The following is an 18,552-nucleotide window of genomic DNA, read 5'->3' as shown; positions in this document are numbered from 1 at the left end:
CGGAGCAGCCACCATGAACCTGAAGCGCTTTCCTCGCCATGCCCTGACGTTTGGTCCCACCCCGATCCAGCCCCTGCAGCGCCTGTCCGAACATCTTGGCGGCAAGGTGGCGCTCTATGCCAAGCGCGAAGACTGCAACAGCGGCCTGGCATTCGGCGGCAACAAGACCCGCAAGCTCGAATACCTGATTCCCGATGCCCTGGCGCAGGGATGCGACACGCTGGTGTCGATCGGCGGCATCCAGTCCAACCAGACGCGCCAGGTTGCCGCCGTGGCCGCGCACCTGGGGCTGAAGTGCGTGCTGGTGCAGGAAAACTGGGTCAACTATGCCGATGCCGTCTACGACCGCGTGGGCAATATCCAGATGTCGCGCATGATGGGCGCCGACGTGCGGCTGGTGGCCGATGGCTTTGACATCGGCATCCGCAAGAGCTGGGAAGAGGCCATGGAAAGCGTGCGCCAGGCTGGCGGCAAGCCGTATCCGATTCCCGCCGGCTGTTCGGAGCATCCGCTAGGCGGGCTGGGATTTGTCGGGTTTGCCGAGGAAGTGCGCGCGCAGGAGGCCGAACTGGGATTCAGGTTCGACTACATCGTGGTGTGTTCGGTCACGGGTAGCACGCAGGCCGGCATGGTGGTCGGCTTTGCCGCCGATGGCCGCGCAGACCGCGTGATCGGTATCGACGCCTCGGCCAAGCCGGAGCAGACCCGCGCGCAGATCCTGCGCATCGCCAGGCATACGGCGGGGCTGGTGGAGTTGAACCGCGACATTGCCGATGCCGATGTGGTGCTCGACACGCGCTATGGCGGCCCGGAATACGGCCTGCCGTCGGAAGGCACGCTCGAAGCGATCCGTACGTGCGCACGGTACGAAGGCGTGATGACCGATCCGGTGTACGAGGGCAAGTCGATGCACGGCATGATCGACATGGTGCGGCGAGGCGAATTCCCGGCGGGGTCGCGCGTGCTCTATGCCCACCTGGGCGGCGCGCCCGCGCTGAGCGCCTACAGCTTCCTGTTCCGCAACGGCTGAGCGGCGCTCACAGACGTAGTAGATCCTCCACGCGCTGGCGGCACAGCCGGACAAACTGCTGTGCCGCCGTGGACTGTCCCTGGCCCGGATGAAACGCCAGGATGGCGCGGAAGCGCACGGGGCCGGCAAACGGCACGCTGCGCAGGCCCAGCGCCGTATAGGTGCGCGCCACCAGCGGATTGGTAATGGCGAGGCCCACGCCCGCCAGCACCATTGCGCATTGTGTATGGCTGTAAGGGGTCGTCGCGACAAACCGTGCCGTGTGGCCGTGCCCGGCGAGCGCGGATTCCAGTTGCCGCTGGGCCGGATCGCCTGCATCGAGCCCGATCAACGGGGCATCGGCCAGATCCGAGGCGCCCACCCGGGCCCGGCCGGCAAACGGATGCGTGGCCGGCACGATGCAGACCGCCGGCACCGCGTAGAACTCCGAAGCGGTCAGCCCGCTCGTGTCCACTTCGTCGCCCATGAACGCCAGGTCCAGTTCGCGCTGGAGCAGCCGTTCGCGCAGGCCGCGCGAACTGTCTACCTCCAGCCGGCAGTGACTGCGCGGATAGCTGTGCGTGAAGTTGGCTACCGCCAGGGGCATCACGCTGGCGGCCATCGCGTGCAGCGCGCCCACGCGCAGCACCGTGTCTTCGTGCGAGCGCAGCAGGTCGATCTTGCGCTGTACGGCATCCAGGCCCACGTAAACGCGCTCGACTTCGTCCATCAGCGCGGCCGCCTCGGCGGTCGGGACCATGCGGCCCTTGCTGCGGTCGAACAGCCTGAGCCGCGCCGATTGTTCCAGTTGCAGCACGATCTGGGTCACCGCCGGCTGGCTGATGTGCAGCGCCTCGGCGGCGCGGCGCGCGGAGCCCAGCCGCATGACCATGCGGAATACCTCGATCTGCCGCGCGCTGATGGTTTGCCCGGCTGCCTCTGCGATCTGGTTCATTGCCACCCTATAAGTTTGGCTTATTGAAAACGCCGGATGGCTTGCGTCGCGGCGGTGCGTCTGCCCGTAGACTCGCGGTCATGCCATTCCCGTCCGTTGCCATGTCCGATATCCACGTGTCCGGCCCCGTGCCGAGCCTCAATCCCGCGCTGCGCGCCCTGCAATGCGTGACTTGCGGCGAGGTCTATCCGGTCTCCGACCTGCCCGAAGGCTGCCCGGCCTGCGCCAGCCGCGGCAGGCCAAGCAGCCTCGAAGCGGTCTACGAAGCTGCCCCCGGTGCGCCGCTGCCCGATTTTGCACCAAAAAGCCACGGTTATCGCTGGGGCCACTGGATGCCGTATCTCGACGGCGTGACGCTGGGCGAGGGCGCCACGCCATGTCTGCCCGTCCCGGCGCTTGCCGCGTTGACCGGCGTGGCGTCGGTGTGGATCAAGAACGAGGGAGCCAATCCCACCGGCTCGCACAAGGACCGCATGTCGGCCCAGGCCGTGAGCCGGGCGCTTGCCACGGGGGCGCGGGACGTGGTGCTGGCGTCCAGCGGCAACGCGGCGGTGTCGGCGGCAGCCTATTGCGCAGCCGCCGGGCTGGCGTGCGAGGTCGCCACCTATCGCGACCTGCCTGCGGTGTTCGATGCGGCGCTACGCCACTACGGCGCCCGTCGCGTGATTTGCGCGACCGGCCATGCGCGCTGGGAACACGTGCGCCGCCGGGTGCGCGAAGACGGCGCCTTTGCGCTGACGAACTACAGCCTGCCGGCCGTCGGCAGCCCGGTGTTTGGTGTGGAAGGGTATCGCGCCGCCGCGCTCGAATGGGTTCAGCAGGGCTGCCTGCCCGACCACGTGATGGTGCCCACCGCACGCGGCGACCTGCTATGGGGTCTCTACAGCGCGCTGCGCGACCTCGTGCGGCTTGGGCACCTGGCGCGCGTGCCGAAGCTGTGGGCCGTCGAGCCGTTCCCGCGTCTGGCCCGCGTGCTGGGCGGCGCTTCGCAGCAGGCGGATTTCCCCGGCGCAACGCAGCAGTTCTCGACGGCTGGCTCCACCGTTACCGCGCAGCAGGTACATGCGGCTACCCGATCGGGTGGCGGTGCGATCGTCGTGGAGGACGCCGCCGCGCGCGCCGGCACCGGGCAACTGGCCGCCGCCGGTTTCTGGGTCGAGCTTTGCGCGGGCGCCGGACTTGCCGCCGCGCAGATGCTGCGTGCCGATGGCCGCATCGATCCATCGGAAACCGTCCTGCTCATGCTGACGGCGCGCGGCGACCGCGACCCGGCGCAGATCACAAACTAAAGCCCTGGAGGGGACCACCATGACGTTGCGTTACCTGACCGCCATCTTTTCCGTCAGCCTGGCGGCCCATGTGCCGGGGGCGCAGGCGGCCGGCTATCCCGACAAGCCCATCCGCCTGATCGTGCCGTGGGCGGCGGGCGGCAGCACCGATGCGCTGGCGCGCGCCGTGGCGCAACGGATGAGCGAATCGATGGGCCAGCCCGTGGTGGTCGAAAACCGTGCCGGGGCCTCGGGTCGCATTGGTGCCGAGGCCGTTGCCAAGGCCGCGCCCGATGGCTACACGCTGGGTGTGATCGAACTGGCCCATGCCGTGGCGCCATCGGTATTTCGCCAGATGTCCTACGATGTGCTGCGCGATTTCGCGCCAGTTTCGCTGCTCGGCGAATCGCCGCTGGTGCTGTTCGCGGACAGTGCGCGCTATCGGCCCGGTGACATCCAGCGCTTCCTGGCCGATGCGCGCCAGTCCGGCAAGCCGGTGCAACTGGCTACGAGCGGCAACGGCACGATCAGCCATCTGGCGGGCAAGATGCTGGAGGCGCAGGCAGCCATCCCGGTCGATGCCGTGCCTTATCGCGGGTCGGCGCCTGCGCTGACCGATGTTTCCGCGCAGCTGGTTTCTGGTCATTTTGCGACGTTGGCGAGCGGCAGCAGCCTGCTTGGCGGCGGCAAGATCACGGCGCTGATGGTCACGGGGCCGTCGCGGCTTGCAGCGCTGCCGAATGTGCCGACGTCAACCGAGGCAAGACTGCCGGCCTTGCAGGTGAGCCAGTGGTGGGCGGTGGTGGCCCCGGCGCGCACCCCGACGGCTGTGATCACCCGTCTCAATGACGAAGTGCGCGCTGCGCTGGCCAATCCCCAGACCCGGGCACGGCTGGACAGCCAGGGCATCGACCTGAAGGCTTCCACGCCCGCGCAACTGGGCGACCGGCTGCGCGGCGAGGTCGACCGCTGGGCGCAACTGGTGAAGCAGGCGGGTATCCAGCCGGAATAGGCGCAGGCACCTGCAACCGGGCGCGGGCAATCAGCCCCGGTACTGCTGCGCGTTCAGATAGGCATCGCGCGACGGCAGCAGGTGGCTGGCGCACAGCGCCACCAGCGCGTCGATATCGCCGGCCTTGAGCGCCTCGATCATCTGCCAGTGTTCCTGGCGGGCGCGTTCGCGGTACTCGGCCGACACCAGCGAGGCAAAGCGGATCGGATGGGTCTGCCGCGCGAATTCGGCAATGGCCTTCTGCAGCGTCTGGTTGCTGCAGAGGCTGAACAGCTCGCGGTGGAAGGCCAGGTTGACGCGGAACACCATACGCGCGTCGCCGGCCGCAACGGCCGCGTCGTGCTGCTGCTGGATGGCGATCAGGCGGTCGAGGTGTGCCGGCACGCGCTGCAGGTCGATGCGCCGGGCCGCCTCGGTCTCCAGCATGCCGCGCACTTCGTACAGCTCGGTCACTTCCTGGACCGAAAACGAGCGCACCACGGCGCCGACGTTCTTGCGCCGCTCCACCAGCCCCAGGCGGTCCAGCGCGGCCAGTGCATCCCGCACCACGTGCCGCTTGACGCCAAACCGCTCCATGAGTTCGTCCTCGACCAGGCGCTCCCGGGGGTGCAGCCGGCCAAAGACGATATCTTCCTCAAGCGTGGCGATCATCGCGCCCAGGGTGTCCTGGGCCACGGGCGTGTCGTCGACGCCTGCATTGGCAGCGGCGTGGAGCGTGTCGGAACTCGGCATCAGGCGAATCGCGCCGGGGCTGGCCCCGGTCGCGTGAAGAGGTGTGGGATGGAAAGCCGTCATTCTGACCGATTTTCCTGTCCGTGGCGCCTGTCCGGCCATGGTTCCACCGTGCGTCAGGCGCCGTTGCCCGGCACCTTGCCGCGCGTCTCGGCGGCGCGCAGGAAGTCGAAGTCCACGCCCTGGTCGGCCTGGTTGACGGTGGTGAGAAAGAGCTTGCGGTAGCCACGGTCGGCGGTGGGCACCACCACCGGCGTTTCCTGCGCGCGGCGTGCCAGTTCTTCATCACTGACATGCAACGTCAGGTCGCGGCGCGCCACCGACAGGCTGATGCGGTCGCCGTTGCGTACATGGGCCAGCGGCCCCCCGATGGCCGATTCGGGCGTCACGTGCAGCACGATGGTGCCGAACGCGGTGCCGCTCATGCGGCCATCCGAAATCCGCACGATGTCCTTGACACCCGCGCGGGCCAGCTTGCGCGGAATCGGGATATAGCCTGCCTCGGGCATGCCGGGTGCGCCTTTCGGGCCGATGTTCTTGAGCACCAGGATGTCGTCGGCGGTCACGTCGAGGTCGTCGCTGTCGATGCGGTTGGCAAGGTCGGCGGCGTTCTCGAACACCACGGCGCGGCCTTCGTGCTCCATCAGCTTCGGGTGTGCCGCCGACTGCTTGATGATGGCGCCGCCCGGTGCCAGGTTGCCGCGCAGCACGGCAATGCCGCCCTGCGGATAGATCGGGTTGTCGCGCGTGCGCACCACCTCCTGCCTGAACCCGGGACCCGCGCGCTCGATTTCCTCGCCCAGCGTGCGGCCGGTCACGGTCAGCGCATCCAGGTTCAGCAACGGCTTCAGTTCGCGCAGCAGCGTAGCCATGCCGCCCGCGTGGTGGAAGTCTTCCATGTAGTGGTCGCCAGACGGCTTCAGGTCCAGCAGCACCGGCGTGTCGCGCCCCATGTGGTCGAGGGCGGCCAGGTCGATGTCATACCCCAGCCGGCCCGCGATGGCTGCCAGGTGGACGATTCCGTTGGTGGACCCGCCAATCGCCAGCAGTACGCGCATGGCGTTCTCGAAGGCGGCCGGTGTCAGGATCTTGTCGATCGTCAGGCGTTCGCGGGCAATGCGCACCGCTTCCGTACCGGTCTGCTCGGCCACGCGGATACGGTCGGCGGTCACGGCCGGCGGCGAGGCGCCACCGGGCACGGTCATGCCCAGGGCTTCGGCAATGCAGGCCATGGTGCTGGCCGTGCCCATCACCGAGCAGGTGCCCACGCTGGCCACCAGCTGGTTGTTGACGTCGGCGATTTCCTCGGCGTCGATCTCTTCCGCACGGAACTTGCCCCAGTAGCGGCGGCAGTCGGTGCAGGCGCCCACGCGCTCGCTGCGGTGCGATCCGGTCAGCATCGAACCCGTGATGAGCTGGATGGCCGGGATGCCGGCCGATGCCGCGCCCATCAGTTGCGCGGGCACGGTCTTGTCGCAGCCGCCAATCAGCACCACGGCATCCATGGGCTGCGCGCGGATCATCTCCTCGGTGTCCATCGACATGAGGTTGCGCAGGTACATGCTGGTGGGCGCCGAAAAGCTCTCGTGGATCGAGATCGTCGGGAAGTCCATCGGCAGGCCGCCGGCCAGCATGATGCCGCGCTTCACGGCCTCGATCAGCTGGGGCGCATTGCCGTGGCAGGGGTTGTAAGCGCTGCCCGTGTTGACGATGCCGATGACCGGACGGTCCAGTGCGTCGTCGGTGTAGCCCGCGCCCTTGATGAACGCCTTGCGCAGGAACAGCGAGAAGCCTCGGTCGCCGTAGTTGGTCAGGCCCTTGGAAATGCCGGTGGCGGCGTCGGCAGGCGCGATGTCGTGGCGCGGGGCGGCGCCTTTCGGGTTCTGTTCGTCGTGGGACATGGATCGATGCAGTGTGCCGGGGCGCGGTGCCCCTGGATTGGAGGTTGGACCTAAGGATAGTCGAGTCCCGTCTGATTGTCGTCGGTACTATCACCTATATTATTAATAATACGATTGACTAGAGTTCGGGCAGTCTCGGGCGCGCCAGTGCCCCGGACATATCCATGCATCCGAACCAGAGCAGGAGGAGACTTGTGAAGCACAAATTAAGATCATGCGCCGAAGGCATGAGCCGCCGGCGTGCCCTCGTGGCGGCGATGGCCGTTGCCCTTGGCGGCGCGCTGCCGGCCATCGCCCGGGCGGACTATCCCGACAAGCCGGTCAGGCTGGTGGTGCCCTATACCCCGGGAGGCGCCACCGACGTCATTGGCCGGGTGATCGCCCAGAAGCTGTCGGTGTCGCTGGGGCAGCCGGTAGTGGTGGAAAACCGCGCGGGTGCCGCCGGCAATCTGGGCGCAGCCTACGTCGCCAAGGAAAAGCCCGATGGCTACACGCTGTTGCTGGGCGCGCTGACCAGCCATTCGATCAACAGCGTGCTGCAGCCGTCGGCGGCGGGTTTCACGATGGACAAGAGCTTCGTGCCCGTGGCCGTCGTGGGCCGGGTGCCGCTGGTGGTGGCCGTAGGGCCGTCGTTCAAGGGCAAGACACTGGCGGACTTTATCGCGGCGGCCAAGGCCAGGCCGGGCGGCATGAACTATGGATCATCGGGCAATGGATCGCCGCAACACCTGGCGGCCGAGCTGTTCAAGCGCCAGGCCGGCGTGGAACTGGTGCACGTGCCCTACAAGGGCAGCAGTCCCGCGCTCAACGATCTGATGGGCGGACAGGTCGACGTGGTGTTCGACACGCTGCCGGCCACCCAGGCGTTCATCAAGGGCGGACGGCTGCGCGCGCTGGCATCGGCCACGCCGCAGCGGGTGCTGCCGGATGTGCCGACCGCGGCCGAGGCGGGGCTTGCCGGCTTCGAGGTCAGTTCGATGTTCGGCGTGCTGGCGCCGGCCGGCACCGCGAAGCCGGTGGTCGGCAAGCTCAGCGCTGCGCTCAAGGACATCATGGAGCAGCCCGAGGTGAAGTCCGCGCTGGTGGCGCAGGGCGCGATGCCGGTCTACAGCACGCCGGATCAGGCGCAGGTGCAGATCCAGGCCGAAGTCACGCGCTGGTCTCGCGTCATCAAGGACTCGAATATCCAGGCAGACTGATCCGGGCGGCGTGCGGGCCGCGCGCAACCCCGGCGGTCATCGCGGTCATCGCGGGTGTGGTGGCTGTCGCGGTTACCGCCGGCCCGGCGCGGCCTGCTGGAACTTCTGCGCCAGGAAATCGATGAAGGCGCGCGCCCGCGCGGTCTGGTTGCGGCGCTGGGCGTAGTACACGAACAGGTCGGCGGATGGCAGCCGGTACTCGGGCAGCACCACGCGCAGCCGGCCGCTTTCCAGATACCTGGCAAGGTCCCATTCCGATCGCACCAGGATGCCGTGCCCGTCCAGCGCCCAGCCCAGCACGATATCGCCATCGTTGCTCGATAGCGCGCCTTCTACCTTCACGTTTTCATGGTGGCCGTCGCGTTCGAACCGCCAGACGCCGTAGGCGTCGTCGTTCTGCCGGTGGATGATGCAGCGATGGTGCGCCAGGTCGGCCAGCGTCCGTGGCGTGCCGGACTGTTCCAGATAGGCCGGCGACGCGCACAGGAAGCGGCGATTGGGCAGGATGCGCCGCGCCGACAGCCGCCGGTCTGGCAGCGTGCCAAACCGGATCGCCAGGTCGACGCCGCTGTCGACCAGATCCACGGGACGGTCGGTCACTTCCAGCTGTACCTCGACATGCGCGTAGCGTTTGGCAAATTCGGAGACCAGCGGCGCGATGGTGGTACGGCCAAAGCCCAGCGTGGCGTTCACCCGCAGCAGGCCACGGGGCTCGGCGCCGCTGCTGGACACCACGTTTTCCATCTCCCGCAGGTCCGCCAGGATGCGCGTGGCATAGGCGAGGTAGGTCTCGCCCTCGTTGGTCAGGCTGATGCTGCGCGTGGTCCGGTTCACCAGCCGCACGCCCAGGCGCGACTCCGTCAGGGCCAGGCGCTTGGTGGCGGCCGGGGGCGTCAGGTTCAGCTCCCGGGCGGCGGCCGACAGGCTGCCCAGCCGGGCGACCAGTACGAAAAACTCCAGTTCGGATGCCAGGTCGGTTTTCACTCTAAGTGAATAATGAAGTAAAAGTGATTCAATCTTAGTGCATCGTCTGGCGCCTAAGCTACCGGTTCCCACGTGACGCCCATCACCGATGCCGCGCGTTCCGCACACCAGGAGACCCCCGTGAGAATCGTAGAAATCCGAGAAAAGACGTTCCCCATCAGTTCGCCCATCCGCAATGCCTATATCGACTTCAGCAAGATGACGCTGAGCCTGGTGGCCGTGGTCACGGACGTGATCCGCGACGGCAAGCCGGTGGTGGGCTATGGCTTCAATTCCAACGGCCGCTATGGGCAGGGCACACTGATGCGCGAGCGGTTTATCCCCCGCATCATGGAAGCCGATCCGGCGTCGCTGGTGGATGCCACTGGCGACAACCTCGATCCGCACAGGATCTGGGACACCATGTTCCGGAACGAAAAGCCCGGCGGTCACGGCGAGCGCTCGGTCGCCATCGGCACCATCGACATGGCGGTCTGGGATGCCGTGGCGAAGATCGAGGGCAAGCCGCTGTTCCAGTTGCTGGCGGATCGCTACGGCAACGGCCAGCCGGATCGCAAGGTATTCGTGTACGCCGCTGGCGGCTACTACTACCCCGGGCAGGACCACGGCAAGCTCAAGGACGAGATGCGCAGCTATATCGACCGCGGCTATACGGTGGTCAAGAAGAAGATCGGAGGCGCGTCGCTGGATGAAGACCTGCGCCGCATCGACTCGATCCTGAGCGTGCTGCAGGACGGCCAGAAGCTGGCCGTGGACGCCAACGGCCGCTTTGATCTCGACACGGCCATCCAGTACGCCAAGGCGCTGTCGCAGTACGACCTGTTCTGGTACGAGGAGCCCGGCGATCCGCTGGACTTCGAACTGCAGGCCACGCTGCGCAACTACTACGACAAGCCGATGGCGACCGGCGAAGACCTGTTTTCGATGCAGGACGCGCGCAACCTGATCCGCCACGGTGGCATGCGTCCGGATCGCGACTGGCTGCAGTTCGACTGCGCGCTGAGCTATGGCCTGGTGGAATACCTGCGCACGCTCGACATGCTGAAGCAGCACGGCTGGTCGGCCAGCCGCTGCATTCCGCACGGCGGTCACCAGATGTCGCTGAACATCGCTGCCGGCCTGGGCCTGGGCGGCAACGAGAGCTATCCCGACCTGTTCCAGCCGTTCGGCGGATTCCCCGATGGCGTCAAGGTCGAGAATGGCTATCTGACGATGCCGGACCTGCCGGGTATCGGCTTCGAGGGCAAGTCGGACCTGTACAGCGTGATGCAGCAACTGTCGGCCTGACGGCCCGGGCCCTGCCGCCGGGGCGCTGTCCACCATCCTGTGACAGCGCGCCGGGCAGGCCGTCACGCATCATTCATCGCCCGGCGCCGTGCTGAACAGCGCCTCGCCACGCTCCTGCAGCAGCGCCATCAGGCGCAGCGCGGCGGGCGACAGGTAGCCGTGCCGCCGGTAGCTGACGCCAAGCCGGCGCCGCAGCCTGGCCTCCTTGAGCGGCACTTCGCGCAGCACGTGGCGGTGCTCGTCGAGCGTATGGCGTGACAGGAAGCTCAGCAGTTCCGTCTTGCCGATCAGCCGGGGCAGCAGCGGGATCGAGTTGGCATCGATCTGCGTGGCGGGGCGGGGCAGCCCGTGCGACTGGAACGCCGCGTCGATCCATTGCCGGCTCGGTATCGACGCCGCCGGCAACACCCATCGCCAGGCCAGCAGCGCCTTGAGCGTGACGCGCGGCAGGGCAAAGACCGGGTGATGGCGGCTGGCAACCACCACCACCACGTCTTCCACGATGGCATGGCTGACCAGCGCGTCGTCATGCTCGGGCATCAGGCCGATCAGCAGGTCGAGCGTGCCTTCCTTGAGCCGTTCGCGCAGCACCAGGCTGGGTGCCACGGTAATGTCGATGGTGGTCGCCGGCGCTTCTTCCAGCAGCAGGCTGCAGATTTCGGGCAGGACATGCTCGGCGGCGATGGGGCCGCTGCCTATCCTGACGTGGCCCGCATTGCCCCTGGCGAAATCCCCGACTTCCCTCAGCGCTTCGTCCGTGGCGCCGCGCAGCATGCGGGCGCGGGCCAGCAGCACCTCGCCGACCGGCGTCAGCCGGATGCCGCGCCCCTTGCGCTCGAACAGCTCGCTGCCAAAGGCCTCTTCGAGCCGCTGCACCGCCTTGGTCAACGCGGGCTGCGTGCGGCCCAGCTTCTCGGCGGCGCGGCCGATATGCCCGAGTTCGGCCACCACCTCGAAATAGCGCAGATCCCTGAGCTGGATTTCCATCGATAACTCACAGGAATGAAAACATGAACATTATCAAATAGACGGAATGCTTTGGCGCGGCAAGAATGCCTGCAAACGAATCGAGACAGGAGACATGCGATGCTGAAGCCCGGAATGCTGGTCACCGCCGCCGTATCGGCGCTATTGGCCGTTTGCAGTGGCACCGCGAGCGCCGAGACGTGGCCGGGCCGCCCGATCCGGCTGGTGGTGCCGTTCCCGCCCGGTGGCGGCACCGATGCGGTAGCGCGGCTGATTGCCGAAAAGATGTCCACGCAGGCGCACTGGACCGTGGTGGTCGAGAACCGTCCCGGCGCAGGTGGCAACGTTGGCCTGGACGTGGTTGCCAAGGCGCCGGCCGATGGCTACACGATTGGCCTGGGGCAGACCGCGAACCTGGCGATCAATCCCGCGCTCTACCCGAAGATGCCGTTCGACCCGCTCAAGTACTTCGCGCCGATCACCACGGTGGCGTCGCAGCCGGTGGTGCTGCTGGTCAACGCCGCTTCGCCGTTCAAGACGCTCAAGGATGTGGTGACCGCCGCCAAGGCCAAGCCCGAGGCCCTGCGCATGGGCACGCCCGGCAACGGCACCGTGGCCCACCTGACCGGCGAACTGCTGGAGCGCCAGGCCGGCTTCCGCATGCTCAACGTGCCGTACAAGGGCGCCAGCCCGGCGATGATGGACCTGCTGGGCAACCAGGTGGAATTCAACTTTGCCAATACCGCTGCCGCCATTTCGCAGTTGAGCAGCCAGAAGGTGCGGGCGCTGGCAATCAGTTCGGCGCAGCGCGTGCGCATTTCGCCGTTGCTGGCCAATGTGCCAACCGTGGCCGAATCGGGCTATCCGGGCTTCGAGGCCATTACGTGGACGGGTCTGGTGGCGCCCGCCCGTACGCCGCAGGCCGTGATCGACCGCATCAACGCCGAAGTGCGCAAGGCGCTGAAAACACAGGACGTGCTGGACAAGCTGGCCGTTGAAGGCAGCACAGCGATGGGCAGCACGCCGCAACAGTTCAGCGAATACCTGCACGCCGAGCACCAGAAGTGGGGTGCCCTGGTCCGCGAAGCCAATATCAAGCTCGATTGAATTCAGAGAATGACCATGCATACCGTATTTGTGACCGCGCCCCGGCTTGCTGCCGCTGGCGTGCAATGGCTGGACCGGGCCGGTGCGCGCGTGATCTACCTGTCGTCGCCTGACGATGCGCAGGAGGTCGAGCGCATCATGGCAAGCGAGCCGGTTGACGCCGTGATCTCGCGCACGGTGGCGTTGTCGGCCCAGGCCATTGCGTCGTGTCCCACGCTCAAGGTGATCTCCAAGCACGGCGTGGGCGTCAGCAATATTGATGTGCAGGCCGCCACGCAGCGCGGCATTCCGGTCTACGTCACGCCGGGTGCCAACGCGCAGTCCGTGGCCGAGATGACGCTGGGCCTGATGTTCGCGGCGGCACGGCGCATCGGCTGGATGGATGCCGAACTGCACGGCGGCCGGTGGTCGCGCGCGCAGGATGGTGTCGAGTTGTGCGGCAAGACGCTGGGCCTGGTCGGGTTTGGTCAGATCGGCCAGCGCGTGGCCCGCGTCTGCCTGGCGCTGGGCATGCGCGTGGTGGCGTTCGACCCGGCGCTGACCGGCCGCCAGACTCCCGTCGAAGGCGTGGAGCTGGTGTCTTCCGTCGCCGACCTGCTGCCGCAGGCCGACGTGCTGAGCCTGCATGTCCCGTTAAACCCGCACACGCGCAATATGCTGGGCGCCGAGCAGTTCAGCCTGATGCCGAAGGGCGCCATCCTGGTCAATACCGCACGTGGCGAGGTAGTGGATGAAGCTGCGCTGGTGGCCGCGCTGCAGGACGGACGCCTGTTCGCAGCCGGGCTCGATACCATGGCTATCGAGCCATTGCCGGCGGACAGCCCGCTGGCGGCGCTGAAGAATGTGGTGCTGACCCCGCACGTTGGCGGGTCCACGCCGGCTGCGTTGGCCGCGATGGCCAGCGGCGCCGCGCGCAATGTGCTGGGCTGGCTCGACGGCCAGCCCGTGGACCGCGCCGCATGCGTCAATCCGCAGGTCTTTTCCTGATTTCCGCTTTCCCGATTTCCCGCTTTCCCGCTTTCCAGATTTCCAGATTTCCAGATTTCCAGATTTCCAGGTTTCCCCAATTCCATTCCCGATCCAGGAGACAGTCATGAGTCAATCCGACGCCGCCGCCGCAGCCCAGTGGCCCCCCGGCTATCGCATCCACCCGCGTGCCGAAGGGCCTGCCGCCGCCGTGGTGGCCGCCTTTCGTGACATGCCGGTGGCTGCCATTGGCGATTCGATGAGCCGCAATATCGGCACGGTGGGCCTGCGCCAGTACCATCGCCGCCTGGAAACCGTGCTGTGCGGCCCGGCCGTGACGGTGCGCGTGCGCCCCGGCGACAACCTGATGATCCACAAGGCGCTGATGATGGTGCAGCCGGGCGATGTGCTGGTCATCGACGGCGGCGGCGATGTCACGCAGGCGCTGGTTGGCGGGCTGATGCGCACCACGTGCGTGGCGAAGCAGCTTGGCGGCCTGGTGATCGACGGCGCGATCCGCGACCTGTGCGAGTGGGCCGAGGACGGCATGCCGATCTTCGCGCGCGGCCACACCCATCGCGGGCCCAGCAAGGATGGCCCCGGCGAGATCAACGTGCCGGTGTCGTGCGCCGGGCTGGCGGTCATGCCGGGCGACCTGATCGTTGGCGATGCGGATGGCGTGATCGCCGTGCCGGCCGCCGAGGCCGCGCTGGTGCTGGAGCGCTGCAAGGCGCACCTGGCGAAGGAGGCAAAGATCCGCGCCGACAATGCTGCGGGCACCTCCGACCCCGAGCGCTTCGATGCGACGCTGCGCGCGAAGGGGCTGCCGGTATAGCTTGCCCGGGAACGGAGGGTGACGTGCGGGTGACATGAACGCCGCGCCGGCTTTCGTCGGCGCCGTCCCACAGCGCGTGTCGGCATCCATCCGATTCCGGCGCGCGGCATGGGCGCTTCACAATCGGCCGGAGGATCGAGCCAGTTCGATCCTTACCGATTCGATGGAGGTGCCTTGTGAAACGATCCCTCGCGCCGCTGGCAGCGGCAGGAATCGCCCTGGCCGGTGCGGCGCTGGCCGCCCGGGCATATGGCAAGTTCTCCGGCGGCAGGCGCGGCAATGCCGAAGTCCCGGAACCGGCCAGGCTTGTGGACCTGGATCGCTACCTTGGCAAATGGTACGAATTCGCCCGCTACGAGAACGGCTTCGAGCGCGGTTGCGAAGGCGTGACCGCCGAGTATGCGCTACGCGACGACGGCCTGATCTCGGTGCGCAACACCTGCCACGAGGGCGGCGCCGATGGCGGCACACGCACATCGGAAGGCCGCGCCCGCGTGGTGCCGGACAGTGGCGGGGCCAAGCTGGAAGTGTCGTTTTTCGGCCCGTTCTTCTTCGGCGACTACTGGGTGCTGGACCATGCCGACGACTACACGTGGTCGATCGTCGGCGAGCCGTCGGGCCGCTTCCTGTGGATACTGACCCGCGACGCCCGGCCGCCGCGCGCGCTGGCGACGTCGCTGATTGCCCGCGTGGCAGCGTTGGGCTACGACACCGCGCTGCTGCGCGAGACGATGCACTGACCAGCCGTGCCCGCGCGGGCGGCAAAGGGCCGTCAAGTCAAATAGCGCGCGAACAGACCAATGCGGCTCAGTCCAGCGCGCGATTCCGCGACTCGACGTTGACCGCGCCGACCGCCAGCGCAGCCGTGGCGAGCATGGCCGAGATCATCGCCAGGGCCAGCGTGAAATGTGTGGACATGACCGGCGCGATGACGGCCGGGGCGAACAGGCCGCCGAAGCGGGCCACGGCGCCAGCCGTACCCATGCCCGTGGCGCGCAGGTTGGTGGGATAGACCTCGGGCGTGAAGGCGTACAGCGCACCCCAGGTGCCCAGCAGCGCAAAGCTCATCAGCAGCGTGGATCCAACCACCACCACGGGCGCGGTGCCCAGGCTGTACAGCATGCTGCCCACGGCGCTGAGCAGCAGGAAGCCGATCAGCGTCGGCTTGCGGCCCCATCGCTCCACGCCATAGGCCGCCAGCGCGTAGCCAGGCAGTTGCACCAGGGCCAGGATCACCAGAAAGGCCTGGCCGCGCATGAAGGCAAAGCCGGCGCCGCTCAGGCGGATGGGCAGGTAGACGAACACCGCGTAGTAGGCCACCGAGATCAGCAACCATGCGGCGAACAGGGCCACGGTGCGGCGCCGGAAGGTGGCCGTGAACAGCGTGAAGACCGATTGCCGCTCGGTGCGCTCGGATTGCAGCGCGGGAATGGTGACCTGCCTGCCGTTGGTCTGGGCCACGCGTTCCAGCACCTGGCGCGCCTGTTCGGACTTGCCGTTCCGGTTCAGGAACAGCGGTGATTCCGGCACATACATGCGCGGGATCAGGCCCACCAGCGCGGGGATGCCGGTCACGAAGAAGATGATGCGCCAGGCGTCGTCGCCATGGGCTGCGGCGGCCAGCGCCAGCAGGGCCAGGCAGATGGTGCCGAGCGCCCAGAACGATTCCAGCAGCACCAGCCAGCGGCCGCGACGGTCGCGCGGCAGGAATTCGGCCAGCATCGTGTAGTCGACCGGCAGCGTGCCACCCACGCCGATGCCGGTCAGCAAGCGCAGCACCATCAGCCAGCCCAGGCTCGGCGCAAACGCGGAAGCCACGCCGCAGGCCGCATCGATGACCACGGCCAGCATGAGCGCCGGCCGCCGGCCGATACGGTCGGCGATACGCCCGAAGCAGAACGCCCCGAGCAGCATGCCGACAAAGAACGTGGTGCCGGTCTGCAGCGCTTGCGGCACCGGCACGCCGAATGTGCTGGCAATCGACGGGGCACTGAAGCCGATGGACAGCACCTGCATCGCATCGGCCATCCACACCAGCCCGAAGATCACGAAGAGCCGGTACTGGAATTTTCCGACACCGGCGGTACGAATGGCCTCTTCAAAGCTGATCTGCGAGGTCGACATGCTGGCAATGGTCCGTGCGACAAGGGAATGGGCGGTGTGGCAGGCCAGCCGTTGCCGGCCCGGCTGCCACGCTGGCGGCCATTCTAACTTGGCAGGATCATTTCGATGGCGATGGCGTTGCCCGATCCGCCCTCGATGCCGGCCACCCTCAGTGCCGGCTGGCCGATGCCGCCCCCAGGCCCGTCATGGACCGCACGTACTGGGGCAGGTAGGCCTGCCGCTCGCCCGCAGCCGCTTCCGAACGATCCAGCACCGACAGCAGCCACGCGGCGCCAAAGGCCAGGGTCATCGAGAACAGCGCCGGATTGGCGTACGGGAAGATCGGCTGCCCATGCTTGAGGATGCCCACCCAGACGGTCGGGCCCAGCACCAGCAGTGCAATGGCAGACACCAGGCCCACCACGCTGCCGCCCACCGCGCCGCGCGTGGTCAGGCCCTTCCAGAACATCGACAGGAACAGCACCGGGAAGTTGACCGAAGCCGCGATGGCCAGCACCAGGCCGGACAGGAAGGCGATGTTCTGCTTTTCGAACAGCAGGCCGAGCAGGATCGCCACCACGCCGATGCCCAGCGTGGCAAAGCGCGACACGCGGATTTCCTCGGCCTCGGTGGCGCGGCCCTTGCGGATCACCGTGGCATACAGGTCGTGCGACACGGCCGATGCGCCCGACAGCGCAAGCCCCGCCACGACGGCCAGGATGGTGGCGAAGGCCACGGCCGAGATAAAGCCCAGGAACATGCTGCCGCCCACGGCTTGCGCCAGGTGCACGGCCACCATGTTGCTGCCGCCGACCAGCTGCCCGGCAGCGTCGCGGAAGGCGGGGTTGTTGCCCACCAGCACGATGGCCCCGAAGCCGACGACCAGGATCAGCAGGTAGAAGTAGCCGATAAAACCGGTGGCATAGCAGACCGACTTGCGGGCCTCGCGGGCATCGGCCACGGTAAAGAAGCGCATCAGGATATGGGGCAGGCCCGCCGTGCCGAATATCATCCCCACGCCCAGCGATATGGCCTCCACCGGATTTGCCACCAGCCCGCCAGGCGCCATGATCGACTGGCCCTTCGGATGGGCCTGGACGGCGGCGGCAAACAGCGCATCGAGGCTGAAGCCGAATTGCGCCAGCACCTCGTAGGCCATGAACGTCGTGCCGCCCAGCAGCAGGATGGCCTTGATGATCTGTACCCAGGTGGTGGCGAGCATGCCCCCGAACATCACGTACAGCACCATCAGCACGCCTACCACCAGCACGGCGGACAGGTAGCTGGTGCCGAACAGCAGCTGGATCAGCTTGCCGGCGCCCACCATCTGGGCCACCAGGTACATGATCGACACGGTCAGCGTGCCGAACGCGGCCGTGATACGCACCGGCTTTTGCGACAGGCGGTACGCCACCACATCGGCAAACGTGTAGCGGCCCAGGTTGCGCAGCCGCTCGGCCACCACGAACAGGATGATCGGCCAGCCGGCCACCACGCCCAGCGCGTAGATCAGGCCGTCGAAGCCCTTGTCGAACATCATGGCCGAGATGCCCAGGAACGATGCGGCAGACACCATGTCGCCGGCAATGGCCAGGCCGTTCTGGAAGCCGGTGAGCCCGCCACCGGCCGCGTAGAAGTCCGATGCCGTGCGCGTACGGCGGGCCGCCCAGCGCGTGATGACCAGCGTGAACAGCACGAACACCACGAACATGCCGATGGCATGCCAGTTCATCGGCTGCTGGGCCACGTTGCCGTCGACGGGCGGGCCCGCGTGGGCGCTGGCCGCGCCAAATGCAATGAGGGCGGCAAGGGCAGACGCAAGGTTGGCAGGTCGCTTCATGCTGCGCACTCCTTCAGGATGCGGGCGTTCAGGCCGTCGAACTCGCGGTTGGCCTTGCGCACATAGATGGCGGTCAGCGCGAACGCCACCACGATCACGCCGGCACCGGCGACGATGCCCGTGGTCAGCGTGCCGCCGCGGATCGGCGCCACCAGCAGTGCGGGGTAGAAGGCCAGCAGGCCGATAAAGCCGAAATAGACGGCCAGCATCAGCGCGGTCAGCGACCAGCCCAGGCGTGCGCGGCGGCGGGTCAGCGACTGGAAGTCGGGGTGTTGGGTGATAGAGGCGAATTGCCGTTCGGTCATGGTTGTCTCCAATGGCGAAGCGTGGCCGGCAGGCCTTCTGACGAGGCGTTGCGGCCTGCCGCCCGCGAGAGTGGCGGGCGGCG

17 protein-coding genes are annotated in these 18,552 nt (G+C 67.4%); 9 read left to right on the top strand and 8 right to left on the bottom strand.

Annotated features, from left to right (window positions below; all coding sequences use genetic code 11):
- The first annotated feature begins 13 nt into the window (after window positions 1–13).
- Window positions 14–1,030: a 1-aminocyclopropane-1-carboxylate deaminase gene (locus A9J21_RS16390; RefSeq protein ID WP_066737431.1), complete on the top strand. Its 1,017-nt coding sequence runs from the start codon at window positions 14–16 to the stop codon at window positions 1,028–1,030.
- A gap of 7 nt (window positions 1,031–1,037) precedes the next feature.
- Here A9J21_RS16390 and A9J21_RS16385 read toward each other — a convergent pair whose 3' ends face one another.
- A complete protein-coding gene (locus tag A9J21_RS16385; protein WP_066737430.1) occupies window positions 1,038–1,964 on the bottom strand; it encodes a LysR family transcriptional regulator in 927 nt (308 codons plus the stop codon).
- Window positions 1,965–2,044: 80 nt separating this feature from the next.
- Here A9J21_RS16385 and A9J21_RS16380 point away from each other — a divergent pair, with 80 nt between their 5' ends.
- Together A9J21_RS16380 and A9J21_RS16375 are read left to right on the top strand one after the other, a co-directional pair.
- The gene (locus A9J21_RS16380; RefSeq protein WP_231906946.1) at window positions 2,045–3,253 is read left to right on the top strand and encodes a pyridoxal-phosphate dependent enzyme; all 1,209 of its coding nucleotides are present in this window, start codon (window positions 2,045–2,047) and stop codon (window positions 3,251–3,253) included.
- Between the two features lie 19 nt (window positions 3,254–3,272).
- Window positions 3,273–4,244 (top strand): tripartite tricarboxylate transporter substrate binding protein, encoded by a 972-nt coding sequence (locus A9J21_RS16375; RefSeq protein ID WP_066737427.1) that lies wholly within the window; start codon window positions 3,273–3,275, stop codon window positions 4,242–4,244.
- A gap of 30 nt (window positions 4,245–4,274) precedes the next feature.
- Here A9J21_RS16375 and A9J21_RS16370 read toward each other — a convergent pair whose 3' ends face one another.
- Window positions 4,275–4,976, bottom strand: coding sequence for a GntR family transcriptional regulator (locus A9J21_RS16370; RefSeq protein ID WP_066737426.1), 702 nt, complete (start codon window positions 4,974–4,976; stop codon window positions 4,275–4,277).
- 116 nt (window positions 4,977–5,092) lie between these two features.
- Window positions 5,093–6,877: an IlvD/Edd family dehydratase gene (locus tag A9J21_RS16365; RefSeq protein ID WP_066737425.1), complete on the bottom strand. Its 1,785-nt coding sequence runs from the start codon at window positions 6,875–6,877 to the stop codon at window positions 5,093–5,095.
- A gap of 227 nt (window positions 6,878–7,104) precedes the next feature.
- Here A9J21_RS16365 and A9J21_RS16360 point away from each other — a divergent pair, with 227 nt between their 5' ends.
- Window positions 7,105–8,076, top strand: a complete 972-nt coding sequence (locus tag A9J21_RS16360; protein ID WP_066737423.1) for a tripartite tricarboxylate transporter substrate binding protein — start codon at window positions 7,105–7,107, stop codon at window positions 8,074–8,076.
- Window positions 8,077–8,148: 72 nt separating this feature from the next.
- Here A9J21_RS16360 and A9J21_RS16355 read toward each other — a convergent pair whose 3' ends face one another.
- Window positions 8,149–9,060 (bottom strand): LysR family transcriptional regulator, encoded by a 912-nt coding sequence (locus tag A9J21_RS16355; protein WP_066737421.1) that lies wholly within the window; start codon window positions 9,058–9,060, stop codon window positions 8,149–8,151.
- 120 nt (window positions 9,061–9,180) lie between these two features.
- Between A9J21_RS16355 and A9J21_RS16350 the strand changes: the two genes are divergently transcribed.
- A complete protein-coding gene (locus A9J21_RS16350) occupies window positions 9,181–10,347 on the top strand; it encodes a mandelate racemase/muconate lactonizing enzyme family protein (protein WP_066737478.1) in 1,167 nt (388 codons plus the stop codon).
- A 69-nt stretch (window positions 10,348–10,416) separates the two neighbouring features.
- Here the strand turns inward: A9J21_RS16350 and A9J21_RS16345 are convergent, their stop codons facing one another.
- The gene (locus A9J21_RS16345) at window positions 10,417–11,334 is read right to left on the bottom strand and encodes a LysR family transcriptional regulator (RefSeq protein ID WP_082926460.1); all 918 of its coding nucleotides are present in this window, start codon (window positions 11,332–11,334) and stop codon (window positions 10,417–10,419) included.
- Window positions 11,335–11,433: 99 nt separating this feature from the next.
- Here A9J21_RS16345 and A9J21_RS16340 point away from each other — a divergent pair, with 99 nt between their 5' ends.
- The 4 genes from A9J21_RS16340 (at window position 11,434) to A9J21_RS16325 (ending at window position 14,961) form a co-directional block, all read left to right on the top strand.
- Window positions 11,434–12,420, top strand: a complete 987-nt coding sequence (locus A9J21_RS16340) for a tripartite tricarboxylate transporter substrate binding protein (protein ID WP_231906945.1) — start codon at window positions 11,434–11,436, stop codon at window positions 12,418–12,420.
- Window positions 12,421–12,435: 15 nt separating this feature from the next.
- Window positions 12,436–13,407 carry a hydroxyacid dehydrogenase gene (locus tag A9J21_RS16335; protein ID WP_082926465.1) on the top strand — a complete coding sequence of 324 codons (972 nt, stop codon included), beginning with the start codon at window positions 12,436–12,438 and terminating at the stop codon, window positions 13,405–13,407.
- A 106-nt stretch (window positions 13,408–13,513) separates the two neighbouring features.
- Entirely contained in the window at window positions 13,514–14,221 is a 708-nt protein-coding gene (locus tag A9J21_RS16330) for an RraA family protein (protein ID WP_066737418.1), read from the top strand.
- Window positions 14,222–14,397: 176 nt separating this feature from the next.
- The gene (locus tag A9J21_RS16325; protein ID WP_066737416.1) at window positions 14,398–14,961 is read left to right on the top strand and encodes a lipocalin family protein; all 564 of its coding nucleotides are present in this window, start codon (window positions 14,398–14,400) and stop codon (window positions 14,959–14,961) included.
- A gap of 67 nt (window positions 14,962–15,028) precedes the next feature.
- Here the strand turns inward: A9J21_RS16325 and A9J21_RS16320 are convergent, their stop codons facing one another.
- The 3 genes from A9J21_RS16320 to A9J21_RS16310 all read right to left on the bottom strand — a co-directional run bounded on the left by A9J21_RS16320 (window position 15,029) and on the right by A9J21_RS16310 (window position 18,469).
- Window positions 15,029–16,345 (bottom strand): MFS transporter, encoded by a 1,317-nt coding sequence (locus A9J21_RS16320; RefSeq protein WP_066737414.1) that lies wholly within the window; start codon window positions 16,343–16,345, stop codon window positions 15,029–15,031.
- 148 nt (window positions 16,346–16,493) lie between these two features.
- Window positions 16,494–18,164, bottom strand: coding sequence for a cation acetate symporter (locus tag A9J21_RS16315; protein WP_066737412.1), 1,671 nt, complete (start codon window positions 18,162–18,164; stop codon window positions 16,494–16,496).
- On the bottom strand, window positions 18,161–18,469 hold the full coding sequence (locus A9J21_RS16310; protein ID WP_066737410.1) for a DUF485 domain-containing protein: 309 nt from the start codon (window positions 18,467–18,469) through the stop codon (window positions 18,161–18,163). Before A9J21_RS16310 ends, A9J21_RS16315 begins: the two co-directional genes overlap by 4 nt.
- Window positions 18,470–18,552 lie beyond the last annotated feature (83 nt).

Source organism: Cupriavidus sp. D384 (assembly GCF_001652915.1).
Classification (GTDB): domain Bacteria; phylum Pseudomonadota; class Gammaproteobacteria; order Burkholderiales; family Burkholderiaceae; genus Cupriavidus.
This window is presented reverse-complemented; position numbering and strand designations above follow the sequence as displayed.

Excerpts from the sequence above, each read along its gene's own strand:
- A9J21_RS16390 (WP_066737431.1), top strand. The coding sequence starts at position 14 with ATGAACCTGAAGCGCTTTCCTCGCCATGCCCTGACGTTTGGTCCCACC.
- A9J21_RS16385 (WP_066737430.1), bottom strand. The coding sequence starts at position 1,964 with ATGAACCAGATCGCAGAGGCAGCCGGGCAAACCATCAGCGCGCGGCAG.
- A9J21_RS16380 (WP_231906946.1), top strand. The coding sequence starts at position 2,045 with ATGCCATTCCCGTCCGTTGCCATGTCCGATATCCACGTGTCCGGCCCC.
- A9J21_RS16375 (WP_066737427.1), top strand. The coding sequence starts at position 3,273 with ATGACGTTGCGTTACCTGACCGCCATCTTTTCCGTCAGCCTGGCGGCC.
- A9J21_RS16370 (WP_066737426.1), bottom strand. The coding sequence starts at position 4,976 with ATGCCGAGTTCCGACACGCTCCACGCCGCTGCCAATGCAGGCGTCGAC.
- A9J21_RS16365 (WP_066737425.1), bottom strand. The coding sequence starts at position 6,877 with ATGTCCCACGACGAACAGAACCCGAAAGGCGCCGCCCCGCGCCACGAC.
- A9J21_RS16360 (WP_066737423.1), top strand. The coding sequence starts at position 7,105 with ATGAGCCGCCGGCGTGCCCTCGTGGCGGCGATGGCCGTTGCCCTTGGC.
- A9J21_RS16345 (WP_082926460.1), bottom strand. The coding sequence starts at position 11,334 with ATGGAAATCCAGCTCAGGGATCTGCGCTATTTCGAGGTGGTGGCCGAA.
- A9J21_RS16340 (WP_231906945.1), top strand. The coding sequence starts at position 11,434 with ATGCTGAAGCCCGGAATGCTGGTCACCGCCGCCGTATCGGCGCTATTG.
- A9J21_RS16335 (WP_082926465.1), top strand. The coding sequence starts at position 12,436 with ATGCATACCGTATTTGTGACCGCGCCCCGGCTTGCTGCCGCTGGCGTG.
- A9J21_RS16330 (WP_066737418.1), top strand. The coding sequence starts at position 13,514 with ATGAGTCAATCCGACGCCGCCGCCGCAGCCCAGTGGCCCCCCGGCTAT.
- A9J21_RS16320 (WP_066737414.1), bottom strand. The coding sequence starts at position 16,345 with ATGTCGACCTCGCAGATCAGCTTTGAAGAGGCCATTCGTACCGCCGGT.
- A9J21_RS16315 (WP_066737412.1), bottom strand. The coding sequence starts at position 18,164 with ATGAAGCGACCTGCCAACCTTGCGTCTGCCCTTGCCGCCCTCATTGCA.
- A9J21_RS16310 (WP_066737410.1), bottom strand. The coding sequence starts at position 18,469 with ATGACCGAACGGCAATTCGCCTCTATCACCCAACACCCCGACTTCCAG.